The organism is Micromonospora sp. Llam0 (genome assembly GCF_003751085.1).
Classification (GTDB): Bacteria; Actinomycetota; Actinomycetes; order Mycobacteriales; family Micromonosporaceae; genus Micromonospora_E.
In genome coordinates this window covers 1,781,762-1,798,000 of the sequence record NZ_RJJY01000002.1, presented here as the reverse complement: position 1 = coordinate 1,798,000, position 16,239 = coordinate 1,781,762, and the positions used below count along the sequence as shown (strand labels likewise).

Here is a 16,239-nt window from a genome sequence, read left to right as displayed (position 1 = left end):
CGTGTCCGCCGCCCGGAGTCGGCCAGCGTGGTGCAGCGCCGAGCCCGCACTCCTGCCAGAGGTCGGCCAGCAGCGGCCAGATGCGGGGTTCAGCCGGACGCGACGTCCCCGTGGTGGTGCCCCGATCCGGGCTGGAGTCGGCATTGCGCTGCTTCGGGTCGCCCATCGTCGGCCCGGGCGACTCCGACTCCGATCCCGTCCGGTACGGCTGGGTAGTCGACGCACTCGATCGGGGCGGCCCGGCTGCCGGCGGGTTCGGCGATGATGCCGCCGTTTCGGAGGACGGCCCAGACGAGGACGACGAGCCCGAGCCCGGCCAGGATAAGGAGAAAGGTAACGAGAAGGACGAGTGCCCTTTTGTCCTCCTTGAACTCTTGCGCCCGGGCCAACTGCGACGAGGCCGCCCGCCACGGCCGCCGCTCGGCGATCTGGTCGATGGGCAACAGTTCGTTGACCAGTATCAGGAGCCGGTCGGCCGGAAACCGGTGCAGGTCATCCCTTGACACGGCGGCTAGGTCGCGAGCAATCCGTGCGCGCTCTCCCAGCGGCAGTCCGACGCTGCCCTTCACATCCGCCCGGTCGCGCACGGATGCCAGGGCTGGTGGGGTCCATGGCATGGATCGCGGGTCCACGACCGGTGCGGAGTCCACCCAGCGCAGCGGCAGCCTGGCTACCAGATCATCGTTGACCGCTGCGGCTGCGGCGGCCAGCAGAGGGCGCGGATCCGCCCCACTCGGCGCATAGCCCAGCAGGGTTGTGCTGATGGGTCGCCCCTGGTAGTCACCTTCTGCCGGGGCCTGGGGATGGCGTAATCCGTCCACACAGAGCAGGTACGACCGGTCAGCCCGGCGGCCGAGCACCACCGACGGTGCGCGCTCGGAGAGGAACTCGACCAGCCGCCGACCACCTACCGGCTGGTACGTCAGGGTCTTGGGCAGGGCCTCGTCGCCAGCACCATCCAGGGAGAGCCAGCGGTATCCCTGGTCCTGGCCGACCCCGGCGGTTTGCACGAACCATTGGACGCCAGCTTGTGCGGTGGAGGTCGGGGTGTTCACGGCAGCTCCAAATAGGGGTGGTTGACCAGGATCTCGAAGCCGTCTTCCCGTTTGCAGTCGGCGCTGAACTGGCGCATCGCGGCGTTGAGCGTGAGGTCGGTGTCGTTCCACCAGTCGATGAACTTTTCGCCGAACGTCTTGTCGCGCTTCTTGTAGGCGTTGACCGCGAAGCGCAGCATCCAGCGCACCGGCTGGTCGTTGTCCTTCGGGGCGTAGCTGGCCCCGATCCGGGTCGGCCGGAAGATCTCGCGGAACTGACCCACGTGGTCCGGATCGGGCTCGAATCGAGAGAAGCGCATCGATCCGACCGTCTGTACTGTGGTGAGCACCGCGCCGCACGGCACTGCAGCCTTCGTGATCGTCTGGAGCAGCGGCTGGTAGGCGTCCCGGACGGCGGCCGAGAGCTCGCGGACCCCGTTCGGCGCGGCAACGTACTTCTCGCACTTGAGTGGTACGAAGACCACCAGACGGTTACCGCTGACCTTCAGCGCATCCCTGACGAACTCGGAGACGTGCACCGGCTTGTTGGTTTCCTCGTTGTACCGGCCGCTCCGCTCCATCAAGGCCGGGCTGTCGATGGCCAGGAAGATCACGGAACTCTGGGCCAGCGCCCGATCGAGCATGACCCGTTCCGTGTCGGCGACGGCAGCGTTCAGTATTTCGCCGGGGATGTCAGTGAACCGGAGGGTCATCTGCGGTTTCGGTCGCCCTCTGGTACCCAGTCCGAACAGATGGCTGCGGACCAGTTGAGTAGCGGCTACTCCACTGTCGCGGCCGATGCCCTTGGCGAACCGGCGCAGATCCTCCCGGTAGCCCTGCAACGTCGCCCGCGTCGCCGGGTCGGTGACCGACATCTCCAGCTGGCTGGTACCGACCACGTCTTGAAACTGATCATAGAGGGAGACCAGCAGCGAGGTCTTACCCACCCCGCGCGGACCGAGCATGGTGATGTCCATGACCCGCCCGAGGGCGTCATCCTTGATGAACACTCAGATCACCGTCTCCTGGCCGGCTCCGGCGTCGGTACGGGCGACAGCAGCGATCTTCTCCACTGCCCGAATCCAACGGTTAAACGTTTCGGTCTTCTCTGTCAGGGCCGCGAACTCGTCCGACCAGACGTCGTCGCGGAGCGCTTCGTAGATGGTCCGCCACTCGTCCTGAGCACCCTGGGACCGCAGCACGCGGTCACGGAACTCCTCGGCCACGGCGAAGACCGCCTCGTGCGGCTCGTACAGCGTCCCGGACAGCTCGGTCTCGATGTCGAAGAGCGTCTCGCTGAGCAGCTCCTCCAGAATGTAGCGAATCTCCGTCGGCCCAGTGTCGGCCGGGAACGAAATGGTGTCCGGTGCGAGCTTGTCCAGCACCCGCCTGACCCGGTGCTGGATCAGCCCTCGGTAGTTGAGCCGGAAATCGATGAGGAACGCAAGTGCGTAGCGCACCTCGGAGGCGCTGCTGCCCTGTGGCAGCCGCTCGACGAGCAGCACCAAGAAGTCCAGGCCCCGCGCGGCGTCGAACAGGTCGAGGCGTCCGGCAACGGTCAGCACCTCGGCGATGTCCCGGTGCATGCCGTCCACCACGTCCCGCAGCGCGCCGTCCAGCTCCAGGAACTGACGGGAGATTCGGGTACGCAACTCGTCGACCAGCTTGCTGAGCCTCGATCCACCGATGAAGGTTTGACCGGCAGGACTCCGGCTACAGAAAGTGCCCTCTGAACTGGAAGGATAGGAGTTCTGACGCTTCTATCACTCGGTTCGAGAGGGCACCTCGCAGGTGAGAATACGCCAGGACGCGCCGGTGGTGCGCGCGACGTTCGACGATCCGAATCTGGTGTCGTGTGCCGGTCTCGTTCCGGTGATGCGCCTTGCCGAGCAGGCCGGTCTGCACGACGCGGTCGCAGACCGGGTCAGGCTACCGACGGACAAGGGCGCGAACCCGGCCGGCAAGGTCGCCACGATCGTGGCCGGGATGCTCGCGGGCGCGGACAGCATCGACGACCTCGACATCGCCCGGCACGGCGGCATGCGGTCGCTGTTCGGCGGCGTGTACGCGCCGTCGACACTCGGGTCGTTCCTGCGTACGTTCACCCACGGGCACGTACGGCAGTTACAGGCCGCCGCCCGCGACACCCTGATCGGTCTGACCGGCCGGGCACCGATCCTGACCGGCGCCGACACCCTGTGCTTCGTGGACATCGACTCCATGCTGCGGCGGGTGTACGGCAAGCAGAAGCAGGGCATCGGGTTCGGCCACGCCAAGGTCGGCGGCTACAACGTCTACCTGCGCGGCTACAACCCCCTGGTCGCGACGCTGTCCACCCCGCTGTCCGCGCCGGTGATCGCCGCCACGAGGCTGCGGTCGGGTAACGCCGGCTCGGCCCGGGGCGCCGCCACCATGATCGCCGAGGCCATCACGACCGCCCGGGCATGCGGCGCTTCGGGGGAGATCATGGTGCGAGCGGACTCGGCGTTCTACGCCAAGACGGTGATCAGCGGCTGCCGGCGTCGTGGCGTGCGGTTCTCGGTCACCTGCCGCATCGACCCGAAGATCCGCGCCGCGTGCGACGGCATCGCCGCCGACCAGTGGGTCGACATCACCTATCCGCAGGCCGTCTGGGACGAAGACGCCGGCCGGTGGATCTCCGACGCGCAGATCGCCGAAACCACGTACACCGCGTTCGCCGGCACCCGACACGAGGCGACCGCCCGGCTGATCGTGCGCCGCGTCCGCCGCGACGACCCGCAACAGATCCCCGGCCAGGACGAACTCCTGCCGACCTACCGGTACCACGCCGTGTTCACCGACAGCCCGTACACCCTCGTCCAGGCCGAAGCCCAGCACCGGCAACACGCGATCATCGAGCACGTCAACGCCGACCTGATCACCGGGCCCCTCGCCCACCTGCCCTCCGGACACTTCAGCGCCAACGACGCCTGGCTGACCTGCGCCGCGATCACGCACAACCTCACCCGCGCCGCCGGACACCTCGCCGCGGGCACCTGGTCGACCGCCAGACCCGCCACCATCCGGACCCGGATCATCACCGTCGCGGCCCGCCTCGCCCACCGGGCCCGCACCATCCACCTACACCTGCCCGAGTACTGGCCCTGGCAGGCGGCGTTCGACAACCTGTTCACCGCCGTCCAGCCGGCACCCGGCTGACCACACCCCACCAGCCGAAACCAGGCGGCCCGACCACAGGCCACAATCCCCGTTCCACCTCGAACCCTCACCCTCGGAGCAAGCCGATCACGTGATCGGCGACTCCCTCACGCCCGCCCCACCACCCCAATACAGAAATGTTCAACCAACATTTAGCGGCAACCGCGTCGGTGGATCGAGGCTGAGTGCCGCCGCGTAGCTCCCCTCCACCGCACGCCGGGTCTTGATCTCCTCGATACTCGGCGCAACGATCGTTGTCCGAGCCTGTCCGATCGCGGCCTCGATTTCGGCGGCCAGCCGGGGGGCGCTTTCGGTAGTACGCTCACACAACTCATCGACGAGCTCGTCGAGGGCAACGGCCAACTGCTCGTAGGTGTGGTTGAACAGCTCCTGGAACCTGAGGAACCAGGAGCCGCTGGGCACCGCTCGGCCGGTGACCGCCCTGGCCTCGCTGACCAGCAGCACCGCTTCGGCCAGCAGCGCGGTCACATCCTGGCGGCGCCGGGCGATCAGCGTCCGGTCCAACTCGTCGACCACCCGTACGGCCTGTCCGACGATGGTGTCGAAGGTGGCCGCGACCTCCTGCGGGCTCGCGCAGTTGGCTTCCGCCACGTCGATTACCCGCAGCCCGGAACGGCGCAACACCCCCGCGTAGCGCGCCAATCCGGCGGCATTGTCGCCGTCAGGACCGTCCACCCGATTGAGTACGAAGAAGGACCGCTGCTCGATCGGTAGCTCCGGTAAGGCCGAGCGGGCGACGTCGTAGAGGGCGACGTCGTAGTCGTGCACATCGTCGCGGATCGGGTCTGGTCGCCGGATGAAGAGCACTACGTCGACTTCACCGTCGAGCGCCTGCCGCAGCAGGTGTTCGTCATGCAGGTTGGTGTCACCGAGGCCAGGCAGGTCGATGACCGCAAGACTCTCGAGATCCTGCTGGGGAAACGGGGCGGTGACACGTACCCGCCGTACCGCGCGGAAGTCGTGGCTCGGCTTGCCTGCCTGGTCGTGCTGCGCGACGTAGCGCAGGATCTCGTCCGGCGCGATCGGTACTATCCGGGTCGGCGATTCCAGGTGCTGGCGGTACTCAGGTAGATGTTCGTGATAGCTACGCAGGTGGGCGTAAGCGTGGCTGTGCCGGTTGCTGGCGTCGGCGGCCAGTGCCGGCAGCGGGTTACGGGCGAACGCGTCGAGCGAATCGGGCCGGGTACCCAGCCCGAGCTCGGCATAGTAGGGCGAGAGCACGTCGCTGATGAACGACGTCTCATCGTGCAACTCCACCTCGGCAACGGTCGGTCCGGTTGCCGGTCGGATGATGCTCGGCACACCGGTCATGAAGCCCCCACGTGCGGCAGGGATCTCCTGATCGGTAAGGCCCGTGAGGCTTTGCAGGAAGCGGCTCTTACCCTGGCCACTGCGACCCACCGCGCCGATGGTGATGTAGGGACGCCGGAAGCGGGCGTCCGTGCGGGCGTTATCGCGCCGGGCAGCGTCGACCCGGCGCAGCAGATCACCGGTGGCACCGGCGATCTGCTCCAGCAGGAGACCCGTCTCCGGATCGACCCGGGACCGGATGGTCGCCTGCAGCGTGTCCAGTTCGGTGAGGCCCTCCCGAAGGCGAGCCACCGTGTCGTCAAGTCCGTCCAGCTCATCCGCACGGTCGCGGCGTTGCTCCAGAATCCGACTGATTACCTGTGCCCGATTCACAAGGTTTCTCCTGCTGATCCACAGTCCTACGCCAATGGCTACCCCTGCCATGGCTACCTGACGGACAGCCGGCATCAGCCTATGGAGAGAACCTCGCCCTCACGGCGAGTGACAAGTGGGTGTCCAACAGTCCGGTGAGGACTATGCCGCGAAGGTCCTCTGTCCGACCTGGGTGTAGCATGCCGGTTCGCATGTGCCTTATGTCCAAGAAGGACCTATTTGGTCGGTAGAGTCGATCACGATCCCGTGCTCGGCCGGTGTGATCAACGGGTGGGCTGGTCGTCCAGCCCGGTCGGCTGCACGCCGGTGAGTAGCCGCACCGACCAGGCGAGGATCTCCTGGGTGGTGCGGTAGTTGATGGTCAGCTTGCGGCTGCGGCCGCGGATCCCGACGCCGAGGCTGCCCAGCGACACATGGTTGTCATAGATGCGCTGGTGCGGGTCGGCGACGATGAACAGGTCGTCGGGGCCGGCGGCGACGGCGGCCCGCAGCAGCCGCCACTGCGCCGGGTGCAGATCCTGGCCTTCGTCGACGACGGCTGGGGTCGGCAAGACCTCGCTGGCTGTTCGCTGGGCGCACCGGGTCAAGGCGCGATACCCGGAGGGACAGCTCTATGTGAGCCTGCGTGGATACGATCCAGGACCGCCGGTCGAGCCGGCCAAGCGCTGCCGCAGTTCACCCCGCCGCTGGATGTACATGCACCCGTCGTTCGGCGAGATCTGGAAGGTGCCGTGCCGCAGTGACGAAGTCGTTGTCATCGTGCAGGATCACCAGTCCGTTGACAGCGGCACATGCGCACACCAAAAGATCCACGCAGGACAGGGCGCGGTGTACGCCGGCCCGTAGCAGCCGGTACTGAGCTGTTTCCACCCACCGCCATGCTGCCTTTGGGACAACAACATCGGGGTACAAATCGGCGAACATGTCATTCATTTGGTCATACTCGTCCAGATTGCGAGCGGAACGCCGAAACTCTGTGCGCTGTGGCTGGCATGAGCCGATCGCATGATCGGAGATGACGCTAGCCCATGCGGCTCGCGCGGCAGGCTCACGTAGTAGGCGCCAGAGCGCCGAGGAATCGACCAGGTACCGGATCGCGCGGCTGGTGCCTTGCCTGCTGCGTGGAGGTCCTGCCAACCCTCGTAGTCCCAGCCCTGTGCGACTGTGGCGTGGTGATCGAGTGCCGCGATGCGTCGATGCCGTGCAGCGTACTCGCGCAACGCGAGGTTCACGGTTTCCTTCTTGCTCCTGGCCCCGGACAGGCGCATCGCCTCGGCCAACGCCTCGTCGTCAAGGTCGATCTGCGTGACGGTCATCGCTGCCCCCATCATGTATGAGCCTTCCCAACATCACCAACATACCCTGGTTCAGGCGGCCGTGGGTGCCGCTAGACCACCGGCAGCGCGCCGATCCCGGAGCCAGACGGGTACGAAGTACTGAACTGCCGGAGGGTGCTGTCCCCTCAACCTGAGAGACGGCCGAGCCTGTCCGGGCATCGGCCACGTCGTCCGGCGGAAATCCGCCCCGCACCACAGGCGCGTCAACGGCGACGAGGACTGGCAGTGGCGCGGTAGGCTAGGTTGTGTGCCTAACTAGTTAGCGATACAGTTGTCCAGTGGACGGCAACAGGCAGTGGCCGACAGAGTGGATGCGTGGTGCGCTTGCGCTCTGCGTGCTCACGATGGTCGCGGAGGGGGAGATCTACGGCTACGCGATTGCACAGCGTCTGCAGGGCGCTGGTCTGGGAGCTGTGAAAGGAGGGACGCTTTATCCCGTTCTTGCGCGCTTGGAGGTCGATGGCCTAGTGATCTCATCCTGGCGTGCGGGTGAGGCAGGTCCAGGGCGCAAGTTCTTCGCAATCACCGACGCTGGCCTCGAAGAGTTGCGAGCGCGAATTGCCGATTGGCGAACATTTACTGACAGGGTGGCTTCGGTAATCAAAAAACTCGATGCACATTCTGTCGACGATTGAAGCTTGTGGCGAAGGGAGCAACGTCGGATGGTAAGTCGCCCTCTGGTTAATCCTCAGTAAGATCGGCGGTCTGACGGGACAGTGATGCATCAGATTGTGAATCTCAAATTTGAGAGATACCAGCAGGAGTTATTGCTGGCGCTGCGGATGTGTAAGCTACCTGCGCCACGTATAGCAGAGGCGCTCGCTGAGGTGGAGAGCCATGTCATCGAGAGCGGCGAGGACCCTCGGCTTGCGTTCGGTGAGCCGGCCGAGTACGCAAGTGAACTGGCTCGAGTGCTCGGTCGTCGGCGGGGCGGATGGAGGACTTCCTTTGAGTCGCCAACGGGTGCGGCTCTTTTGGAGTGATGGCTGGTCATCCGGCGAGGGTGTAGCCCTCCCGTTGTTGCTGGTATCTGTTCTGGTGTATGCGTTGGTGTTCTTGTTGCAGGTGGAAGGCCCAGTAGGCGTTGAAGTCGCCGTTGGCGGATACGGCGCGTAGCTTGAGGATGGCTTCGGCGGTGTCCAGTCCCCAGCGGGCGCCGGTGATGTCCATGCGGTCCTTGACCAGATGCCGGCAGGCGCCCTCGATCACGCCGGTGGCGATCGGCCACCCCGCAGCCAACGCGGTGTGGTAGTCCAGGTAGGGCTGGTGGCGGGTCAGGTAGTCGGCGCACTCGTCGGCGCCGGCGCGTTCCCTGGCCGAGTATCCGTACCGGGTGGCCCGCCGACGGATCCCGGCCGCGACCTGCCCGGCCTTGCCGGACAGGATCTTGACCGCCTGCTCGCCGACCCACGCCTCGGCGGCGGGGTCACCGGTGTAGAAGAACGCCCACGCCGCTTTCCACACGTACTCGAGCACGTGGACGAAGTCCAGCACGATGTGGACCTTCACCTGGCGGCGGTCCGCCTCGGCCCGGACCGCGTCGATCTGGGCACGGTTACCGTCAACGAGCACGACCCAGGTCCGCGCCTGCCGCGGGTCACGGCGACACGCCTCGTCGAACCCGGCGGCGACGACCGGGGCGATGTCGTCGACCACGGACGCCGTCAACCACCTGGCCTGGGCGACCGGACCCCGCCGACGCCGGCCGTCGTCACCGGTGATGATCTCGGACGGGGTACGCGGCACCGGCGCCGCGTCGTAGACCACCGCCAACTCCGCCATCCGTTTACGGCCACGTTTCTCTCCCGGCGACAGCCGGGTGGTCAACCTACGGCCTGTCCGGGCGGCGGCCTTCGCGGTGGCGTCCCGTAACGCGGACGGGATCATCACGACACCCTTACCGTCGAACGACAGCACCAGCAGCCAGCCATCGCCGACCGGCCGGTGCGATCGGGTGTCGTAGAACGCGGCCACGTCCACAGCGGCGGCCACCGCCAACTCCTGCACCTGCCGTTTCCCCACACCCACCCCGCACGACCGGTCGATCGCGGCGACCGCGTCGTCGAACGATCCCCGTACCGACTCCACCGCCGCCAACCGGCGCAGCCCGTGCGAATGCCTCTCCACCGGCAGGTTCAACACCGCGTCCGCCGGATACAGGTTGGCCACTCCCGACGCCCGGTACGCCATCCTGGTCACCGTCACCGCACCGAACACCGTGCCCAGCCCCCGACCATGCCCCACCTCCACCCGGGAACGGACCACCTCATCGGCACCGACCACCCGTTCCCGGCGCACCTCCCGCGCCGCCCGCAGATCCACATGGTCCTGCAACAACAACCGCAGCAGCTCACGACCCCGCACCGCGAGGCGGTCCTCCAACTCGGCGTGCGTCAACCCGTCACTGTCCGAGCCGGCCAACCCCTCCACCAACTCCTCGAAACACTCCCGCGACCGGTCGAACGCCCCCGCCACCACGTACCCTGACACCCGGGCTCCTTCTTCGGTTGTGGATCTAGACCACCCATCAACCTACGAGAAGGAGCCCTTCAACCTTCCAACCGACCCAAACACCCCCGCGACCACTCCCCGCAACCACTCCGCGACCATAGGCAATCACCGCCTCACTCCAGAAGAGCCGCACCCGTCGCCAACTCGGAGCGCGATCGCTGCTGCGGTGCTGTTTGCTGCCGCTGTGGCGCTCTTGGTCCGAGGTCTTTATCATCTGCTGACTGGACAATCTGAGGTCGTTGGATCTCCTGAGCTTCTTTCGGTGATACTGGGCCAGGTCACTCTGCTGTCTGTCGCAATGTGGTTGATAGTGCGGAGGCGCAAAAAGAGCGATCGAGTCATCGATCCACGGACTGGCACGGAGATGGCGCCGCCTGTGCCGCAGTCTGCAATCGCTATTATTGCTGCCGGTCCACTCGTCCTGGTCTTAGTGGCGCTCTTTCTGGTCGCTTCGAATGCCTAATTTACCTGAAATCCATTTTTGAAACGTCAGGGCGTAGTTGCATTCTACTCGGATGCGTTGGTGGTACCAGCGGGTGCGGGTGGTACTGCCGTGCTAGGTGAGATGCTGATACACATCGCTGTACAGTTTCGAGCGACTCGGCGTCGGTGCGTCCTTGGTACGGGTGTGTCCATCTGACCGCTAGCGAACCTCGCCGGGGGCGAGTTGGGCGACGACGTGAACCGTTCCTAGTCTCAACTGGTCATCCCGATCTCCTCAACGACTCAGCTGAGTAGTGCTAAACGGGGGTTGGGTGGGCTGACCCGGGTTTCCGGACCAGCCCTTGCGGTTGACATCGGGGGAGCCAGCGGAGCAGGGCGAGTCGTCAGGGCTGGGTGGGGGTGTGCTTGAGGCCGGTGACGAAGCTGGTCCAGGTGGTGGCATCGAAGGCGAGCGTCGGGCCGGTGCGGTCCTTGGTGTCGCGTACGTCCACCTGGCCACCACCGAAGCGGACCTCGACACAGAGAGCGTTGTCGGAGCTGCGCGACGACGTGAACCAGTCCCGGTCCGGGGTGCTACTCTGAGGGGTCATCTCATCTCCATGGCGATCTCGCGGATCAGAGCAAGTGAGTCCTGCGAGCTTAACGCGCGCTCACGAGCTTCCGCGAAGGTCACCACGTAGTCGTTCACCTGCACCGACTGGTCGACGATGTCGATGAAGGTCAGGATCTCCTGCCAGACCAGGTCCGACAGCCGGGGCGAGGCGAAGGACAGGATCTGGTACGGGCCGCCGAATGCCGGGTGCGCACCGGCAGTGAACGGCATCACCCGGATCTCGATCTGCTCCGGCCGCTCAGTCATCAGGGTGACGAGGTGGTTGAGCTGGTCGCGCATCACCGCTGGGCCGCCAACCTGTTGACGCAGCGCGCCTTCGTTGATCACCGTGCTGAGCCGGATCGGATCGTCGCCACCGAGCCGGATCTGGCGAGCCATCCGTACGGCGACTCGCCGCTCGACCTCGGTGAGACGCACAAGAGTGTTGCCGCCACGGATGACCGCGCGGGCGTACTCCTCGGTCTGCAACAGGCCGTGGATGGCCTCGGAGTGCAAGCTGCGGATCTGCGACGCGCCAGCCTCGTAGCCGAGAAAGCGCAGGAACTCGTTCGGGAAGAGCTTGGCGTAGTCCTGCCACCAGCCGCGACGCGCGGCGCCCACTCGTAGCGCCTCCAACTCGGCGGCGTCGTCCGGCTCCAGCTCGTAGATGTCGATCAGCTGCGCCAGCCGCTTCGCCGGCAACTTGACTCGGCCGGCCTCCACGCCGGACACGTACGCCTGGATGATGCCGGCGGCCTTGCCGGCCGCAGCGGCGGTCATGCCGATCTCCTCGCGGCGCTGCCGTAACCGCAGGCCCAGCTCCCATGCCTGCACGACCGGCGAGCCCTCGGTCAACGGATCGGCCTTGCGCTCCCGGGTGGTCCCCTTTGGTGGCACCGGTGTCAGCTCCTCTGCCATCAGCCAATGTGGTCCCGTTCTGAAGTAAACACCCTCGGCTACTTGATATCAACCTCGCCGGCCCTCATCCTTGGGGAAATCCGAGTAGGACCGATGCCAGGAGGTTCCCGTGTACCGATTCGGAAAGTTGATCTACCAGCAGGAAGAAGGGGAGCGGTGCGGCTTCTCACTGTGCCGCATCGACAACGCCGGCACGCGCGACCAGACGTACGACCTGCTCGGAGTCATCCGGGTCGCCGTCGACCCGCGTCAGCCGGAGAAGTTGGGGGAGAACCTGCGCGGCTGGGCGATCGCGACCCTGACCGCCGGCGGCCACGGGTTCGGCTGCTACCACGCCGCCTTCAGCACCCTCGACGAAGACGACCAACCCGAGAGCGACCTCGGCAACCTCGACATCAACTGGTCCGGCTCGGAAGTCCTCGTACCCGCCGCCGAATAGCCGTGTTCACCGAAGCGGCAGCGGCCCGGCTGCTCCGCGTACCGCCATCGACCTTGCGCCGCCGGCTGGCCGTCACCGACGGCCGCCAGCGGCGGTCCGGGCCGTCCGGCAGCCGGACCGGCGCGCCCGGCCGGCGGGTGCTCGACTGGGCCGAGTTCGTCGAAGCGGCCTACCTGCGGGAACACCGACAAGCGCATCGTGTGCCGATGACCGGGCTGCCGGTCTTCCTCGCGTTGCTCCGGGACCACTTCGGCGTGCCGCACCCGATCGCCGGCCGGCGCGTCTTCACCGATGGACGCGAGGTAGTCCGGGATGTCCAGGCCGCTGCCGGCCTGCATCCGCGATGGTGGCTGGTCACGACCACCGGCGACCGGCTGACGCTGACCCCGCCGGCCGCGGCCTTCCACCGGCGCATCGGCTGGGTCGGCGACTCCGCGGTCAGCTACCGACCCGACCCCGAGACGATCGCCGAGATGTACGCCCTGACGCCGAGCGACGTTGCCTGGGCGCTGGCCTACGAGTCCGGCACCCGCCCGGCCGTTGACTGGATGTGGGAGGTTCGATGCCCGACCGGGTGCTGCGTCAGCCCGAGACACTGTTTCCGGTCGCCACCGGCTCTGCTGCTGAGCTGATCTCAGCCGCTGCCTACGAGATCGCCGGATGGCGGGCGGACGGGATCGGCGTATACGCATTCTCCGACGACAGCTACCCCGCCCAGTTGCGTGGCATCAAAGAGGCACCTCCGCTGCTGTTCACCCGTGGCGAGCTGCGGGCCAACGACCAGGCCGTAGCCATCATCGGCAGCCGCAAGTCGTCAGCGCGCGGACTCGGCATCGCGCGATCGGTGGCCGAGTCGCTGGCCAACCGGGGAGTGACCGTCGCCAGCGGGCTGGCTCACGGCATCGACACCGCTGCGCACACCGCAGCCCTCGACGCTGGTGGCCGGACCGTCGCGGTCATCGGCACCGGCATCCGCAACTACTATCCACCTGGCAACCGGCGTCTGCAGGACCACATCGCCGACGTCGGCCTTGTCGTCAGCCAGTTCTGGCCCGATTCCGGTCCCACCAGGCGGAGCTTTCCGATGCGCAACGCGGTGATGAGCGGCTACGCGGCGGCGACCCTCGTCGTCGAAGCCGGCGAGACCAGCGGTGCCCGAATCCAGGCACGCCTTGCCCTCGGGCACGGCCGGCCGGTGATCCTGACCAGCCATGCCCTGCAAAGCCGGTGGGCGCAAGCCCTGGCCACCAAGCCGGGCGTCCACGTCGTACGCGGCACGGCAGAGCTGATCGAAGCCGTCGACGGTATCCTCAGCCGACTGCCCGCCGAACCCGGCGGGGAGGGCGCTACGACTCCGCGAGCGCAAGCCACGTGGTAACGATGGCAATGACCAAGACCCAGCCGCCGACCCATCCGGTGACCAGCCCTCGCTGGGGCTGGACGCGCCGAGCGCCCTGACCGGGATCGTCAGAGCGGCGACGGCCAGTGCGTGACCCAGCGCGGCAACGCCAAAGCCGCCAGCCAACGGCCACCAGCCCTTGCCGCTACCCGCACCGGTCGCGCGGCCCCGCTCCGGCATCTCGACCATCCCAACGCAGTGGCACCCGACGAAGGGCGCCAGCAGTGTATGACTTCAAGCGCTGGGCGTGGTCGGGACAGCTGGCTCGGTGCTGTAGAGGCTGGCTACCTGAATGGGAGAGGGCGAATTCGCAACCGTTCCTCGCCGAGAACCACGAACGCGCCTTTTTCGAGGTCAGCTGCAATCTCGGTAAGATTTGCAAGAAGAACGGACGTCAGTGACGTGGCCGAACGATCGGAGCGCCGGAATAGGATCACGCTTGGTGTGCCTGCGCCGGACCGTGCGACAATCTCGCCAAAATCCGTGTCTGCCGATAGAAGAACGCGCCCATCTGTGACAGCCTTGCTCAGGACACGTTGATCCGGCTCGCCAGCCAACCCGCAGTCGTTGACGTGGAGCGCATCATACCCGGAGTCTGCCAGCAGGTGGGCAACCTTGATAGACAGGCACTCGTCAATCAAGAACCTCATGCGGACAGCCGCAACGGAAGCTCCCGCTCGTCGACCGCTCGCGCGGCGAAACGCAAGCCTGCGAGGATGTCCTCCTTAGTTAGAGTTGGGTATTCCTCAATCACCTCGCTGACGCTGTAACCCTGACCTAGCAGTCCGATCACCGTTGCGACAGGGATACGCGTTCCCGCGATGCAGGGCACCCCGCCCATGATCCGATGGTCGATTGAAATTCCGTCGTTCATCCCTTCATGATGTCCTGTAGACCAGTCGAACGCCAGCAGGTGACGTGTCAGCCCGGTGCTGTCGAGGCCGGGCTTGGCCCGATCTGCTGTGCTCACGTAGGCGGGGTGACGCTGGTCATGGTGTGCAACATGGCGAGCTCGCCGCCGCCGGTCAGGCAGTCGGGGGATACGTCGGGCAGGTCGAGGTTGCTGGTTGACGGGTCGGCGTAGCCGCCACCACCGATGACCCGGCTGCCGATCGCGATCGGTTCCCGGCCGGGCACGTCGACCCCGGCGACCTGCCCACCGTCCCGCCACACCTTCGTGCCGGGCGGCCAAACGGCGACGTTGCGCATCCCGTCCGGCCCGGTCGTCGCGTCCGGTTCGAGGACGAAGCAGTCCGCGTCGGCGAGATGACGCAGGTATCCGTCGATCTGCGCGTCGTCGCCCCCACGGCGGACGTCGTGAACGAGCAGCGTCGGGTCCGTTTCGGCGACGGAGACCGGCGGACTCGACGTGCAGCCGAGACACACTGCGACCGACAGCGCGGCGAGGAACACCCGAGCGGGCCTGCCGCCCGCACGGCGGTAGCACTTCCGCCGGGTCACGGCGACACGTCCAGCGTCGAGCTGCGAACGAGGTCGCGCCAACGTGCGATCGTCGCCTTGTACGGTGCCGGCATGTGCAGGTCGGGCACCTCGTCGTAGCCGAAGACCCCAAGCTTCCCGTGCTCGTCGGTGTAGGTCAGTTCCTCGGCGACCTCGCGGCAGGCGCCCTGCTCCGGGGACTCGCCGACCTCCAGCTTGCCGCCGGGCAGCTCCCACTCGTCGCGTTCGTTCTTCAGCAGCGGCACCCGACCGTGGTGGTCGACGACCAGCTTCACCGAGATCGGCAACTGGTACTCGAAGTAGCCCGGGTTGCGTTCGACGAGGTACGGCGGCCGGTCGGACACGGCAGGTGCTCCCATCCGTACGGCCTCAGCTTGCGGAGATCAGGACGGCGGCGACATCGTCGGCGCGTTTGAAACGGTCACCGCCGACGGCCGGGTCGCTCTCCGTCTGTCGGATCAGCTTCTCCAGGTACGCCACCCCACGCTCCCGGGCCTCGGCGACGACCTCGGACCATCCCGGATAGAGCTGATAGTCGTTGACCAGCCGGGCGAAGCCGTCCGTGCAGAGCAGGATGTGAGCGGTGCCCGTCCAGTTCGCTGCGATCCGGTGCGGGACGAGGCGGCGCTGCGGGTGGCCGGAGAAGACCGACTCGACGTCACCGGAGGTCATGGTGTGTCGGCGTCGCTGCTGCATGGCCGCGACGACCTTTGCCGGGTCGCGTTCGCGGGCCCGTACCGCCGCCGCCTCCCGCCCGTCGAAGTAGCTGGTCGAGAGGACGCGGGTGGCGTCGCCGATGCGGGTCAGCTCGAAGCCGTCGCCCTGGTCGATGCAGAGGCCGATCGAGCAGGCCGGCGGCATCCGGTCCGGTGGGAAGCCATACGACTCCTGTCGTCGTTGCACCTCGACGGCGATCCGCTCCAACAGGTCGGCGCCGTTGCCCTGATAGCCGTCCGTCCCGGCATCTGTGAGCAGCGATCCGACCAGGTCGACCAGCCACACCACGTCACGCTCTGCGGGCAGGGCGGTGTCGTCGTACAGGTCGGTGACACCGTCGATCACCCAGGCCAGCGGTCCCGCGTGGCCCACTCGGTCCTCGTTCGACCTGGACCCGCCGGCTGTGGTGACCGAATCCCGAACCTTCATGGGTCCTTCCTGCCACCGTGGCTGGCAGCTTTCTTGCACTTTAGTTTCGGCAGTGTGTGATCGACGTGTTGATA

19 protein-coding genes and 1 pseudogene are annotated in these 16,239 nt (G+C 66.7%); 5 read left to right on the top strand and 15 right to left on the bottom strand.

Going from position 1 to position 16,239, the window contains the following annotated elements:
• Window positions 1–89 precede the first annotated feature (89 nt).
• Genes EDC02_RS35470 through EDC02_RS35460 form a run of 3 tightly spaced genes read right to left on the bottom strand, consistent with a single transcriptional unit; the run spans window position 90 to window position 2,686 of the window.
• Window positions 90–1,055 (bottom strand): hypothetical protein, encoded by a 966-nt coding sequence (locus tag EDC02_RS35470; protein ID WP_123606486.1) that lies wholly within the window; start codon window positions 1,053–1,055, stop codon window positions 90–92.
• Window positions 1,052–2,044 carry a hypothetical protein gene (locus EDC02_RS35465; protein ID WP_123606485.1) on the bottom strand — a complete coding sequence of 331 codons (993 nt, stop codon included), beginning with the start codon at window positions 2,042–2,044 and terminating at the stop codon, window positions 1,052–1,054. Before EDC02_RS35465 ends, EDC02_RS35470 begins: the two co-directional genes overlap by 4 nt.
• Window positions 2,045–2,686, bottom strand: coding sequence for a hypothetical protein (locus EDC02_RS35460; RefSeq protein ID WP_123606484.1), 642 nt, complete (start codon window positions 2,684–2,686; stop codon window positions 2,045–2,047).
• A 139-nt stretch (window positions 2,687–2,825) separates the two neighbouring features.
• On the opposite strand from EDC02_RS35460, the gene EDC02_RS35455 reads away from it, so the two are divergent.
• Window positions 2,826–4,214 (top strand): IS1380 family transposase, encoded by a 1,389-nt coding sequence (locus EDC02_RS35455; protein WP_199757464.1) that lies wholly within the window; start codon window positions 2,826–2,828, stop codon window positions 4,212–4,214.
• A gap of 141 nt (window positions 4,215–4,355) precedes the next feature.
• Here EDC02_RS35455 and EDC02_RS35450 read toward each other — a convergent pair whose 3' ends face one another.
• The 4 genes and pseudogenes from EDC02_RS35450 to EDC02_RS43005 form a co-directional block, all read right to left on the bottom strand.
• The gene (locus EDC02_RS35450; RefSeq protein WP_123606483.1) at window positions 4,356–5,918 is read right to left on the bottom strand and encodes a GTPase domain-containing protein; all 1,563 of its coding nucleotides are present in this window, start codon (window positions 5,916–5,918) and stop codon (window positions 4,356–4,358) included.
• A gap of 263 nt (window positions 5,919–6,181) precedes the next feature.
• A complete protein-coding gene (locus EDC02_RS35445) occupies window positions 6,182–6,469 on the bottom strand; it encodes a UvrD-helicase domain-containing protein (RefSeq protein WP_233606608.1) in 288 nt (95 codons plus the stop codon).
• A 124-nt stretch (window positions 6,470–6,593) separates the two neighbouring features.
• Window positions 6,594–7,055: a PIN domain-containing protein gene (locus EDC02_RS43010; protein ID WP_370461598.1), complete on the bottom strand. Its 462-nt coding sequence runs from the start codon at window positions 7,053–7,055 to the stop codon at window positions 6,594–6,596.
• A gap of 59 nt (window positions 7,056–7,114) precedes the next feature.
• Window positions 7,115–7,234 (bottom strand): annotated as a pseudogene (locus EDC02_RS43005) (type II toxin-antitoxin system VapB family antitoxin); the annotation flags it as partial.
• Window positions 7,235–7,533: 299 nt separating this feature from the next.
• On the opposite strand from EDC02_RS43005, the gene EDC02_RS35425 reads away from it, so the two are divergent.
• A complete protein-coding gene (locus EDC02_RS35425; RefSeq protein WP_233606607.1) occupies window positions 7,534–7,890 on the top strand; it encodes a PadR family transcriptional regulator in 357 nt (118 codons plus the stop codon).
• 355 nt (window positions 7,891–8,245) lie between these two features.
• Here EDC02_RS35425 and EDC02_RS35420 read toward each other — a convergent pair whose 3' ends face one another.
• The 3 genes from EDC02_RS35420 to EDC02_RS35410 form a co-directional block, all read right to left on the bottom strand.
• Window positions 8,246–9,733, bottom strand: a complete 1,488-nt coding sequence (locus tag EDC02_RS35420) for an ISKra4 family transposase (RefSeq protein ID WP_370461507.1) — start codon at window positions 9,731–9,733, stop codon at window positions 8,246–8,248.
• Between the two features lie 860 nt (window positions 9,734–10,593).
• The gene (locus EDC02_RS35415) at window positions 10,594–10,800 is read right to left on the bottom strand and encodes a DUF397 domain-containing protein (protein WP_123606481.1); all 207 of its coding nucleotides are present in this window, start codon (window positions 10,798–10,800) and stop codon (window positions 10,594–10,596) included.
• Window positions 10,797–11,720 (bottom strand): helix-turn-helix transcriptional regulator, encoded by a 924-nt coding sequence (locus EDC02_RS35410; protein ID WP_199758037.1) that lies wholly within the window; start codon window positions 11,718–11,720, stop codon window positions 10,797–10,799. Before EDC02_RS35410 ends, EDC02_RS35415 begins: the two co-directional genes overlap by 4 nt.
• 109 nt (window positions 11,721–11,829) lie before the next feature.
• Here EDC02_RS35410 and EDC02_RS35405 point away from each other — a divergent pair, with 109 nt between their 5' ends.
• From EDC02_RS35405 to EDC02_RS35395, 3 genes are read left to right on the top strand one after another with little or no spacing between them, the layout of a single operon-like run.
• Window positions 11,830–12,159 (top strand): hypothetical protein, encoded by a 330-nt coding sequence (locus EDC02_RS35405; RefSeq protein WP_123606480.1) that lies wholly within the window; start codon window positions 11,830–11,832, stop codon window positions 12,157–12,159.
• 2 nt (window positions 12,160–12,161) lie between these two features.
• On the top strand, window positions 12,162–12,791 hold the full coding sequence (locus EDC02_RS35400; protein WP_123606479.1) for a hypothetical protein: 630 nt from the start codon (window positions 12,162–12,164) through the stop codon (window positions 12,789–12,791).
• On the top strand, window positions 12,722–13,537 hold the full coding sequence (locus tag EDC02_RS35395) for a DNA-processing protein DprA (protein WP_123606478.1): 816 nt from the start codon (window positions 12,722–12,724) through the stop codon (window positions 13,535–13,537). The genes EDC02_RS35400 and EDC02_RS35395 overlap by 70 nt, the downstream gene beginning before the upstream one ends.
• A gap of 305 nt (window positions 13,538–13,842) precedes the next feature.
• On the opposite strand, the gene EDC02_RS43000 is transcribed toward EDC02_RS35395, so the two are convergent.
• Genes EDC02_RS43000 through EDC02_RS35370 form a run of 5 tightly spaced genes read right to left on the bottom strand, consistent with a single transcriptional unit; the run spans window position 13,843 to window position 16,108 of the window.
• Window positions 13,843–14,208: a DUF5615 family PIN-like protein gene (locus EDC02_RS43000; RefSeq protein ID WP_123606477.1), complete on the bottom strand. Its 366-nt coding sequence runs from the start codon at window positions 14,206–14,208 to the stop codon at window positions 13,843–13,845.
• Complete coding sequence (locus EDC02_RS35385) at window positions 14,205–14,528, bottom strand: DUF433 domain-containing protein (protein WP_199758036.1); 324 nt, start codon at window positions 14,526–14,528, stop codon at window positions 14,205–14,207. The genes EDC02_RS43000 and EDC02_RS35385 overlap by 4 nt, the downstream gene beginning before the upstream one ends.
• On the bottom strand, window positions 14,525–15,019 hold the full coding sequence (locus EDC02_RS35380) for a hypothetical protein (RefSeq protein WP_148083765.1): 495 nt from the start codon (window positions 15,017–15,019) through the stop codon (window positions 14,525–14,527). The genes EDC02_RS35385 and EDC02_RS35380 overlap by 4 nt, the downstream gene beginning before the upstream one ends.
• Window positions 15,016–15,363, bottom strand: coding sequence for an NUDIX domain-containing protein (locus EDC02_RS35375; protein WP_233606606.1), 348 nt, complete (start codon window positions 15,361–15,363; stop codon window positions 15,016–15,018). Before EDC02_RS35375 ends, EDC02_RS35380 begins: the two co-directional genes overlap by 4 nt.
• Before the next feature lie 25 nt (window positions 15,364–15,388).
• Entirely contained in the window at window positions 15,389–16,108 is a 720-nt protein-coding gene (locus EDC02_RS35370) for a hypothetical protein (RefSeq protein WP_158632423.1), read from the bottom strand.
• Window positions 16,109–16,239: the final 131 nt, after the last annotated feature.

Coding starts and splice junctions, on each gene's coding strand:
- EDC02_RS43000 (WP_123606477.1), bottom strand. CDS start 14,208: ATGAGGTTCTTGATTGACGAGTGCCTGTCTATCAAGGTTGCCCACCTG.
- EDC02_RS35410 (WP_199758037.1), bottom strand. CDS start 11,720: ATGGCAGAGGAGCTGACACCGGTGCCACCAAAGGGGACCACCCGGGAG.
- EDC02_RS35415 (WP_123606481.1), bottom strand. CDS start 10,800: ATGACCCCTCAGAGTAGCACCCCGGACCGGGACTGGTTCACGTCGTCG.
- EDC02_RS35395 (WP_123606478.1), top strand. CDS start 12,722: ATGCCCGACCGGGTGCTGCGTCAGCCCGAGACACTGTTTCCGGTCGCC.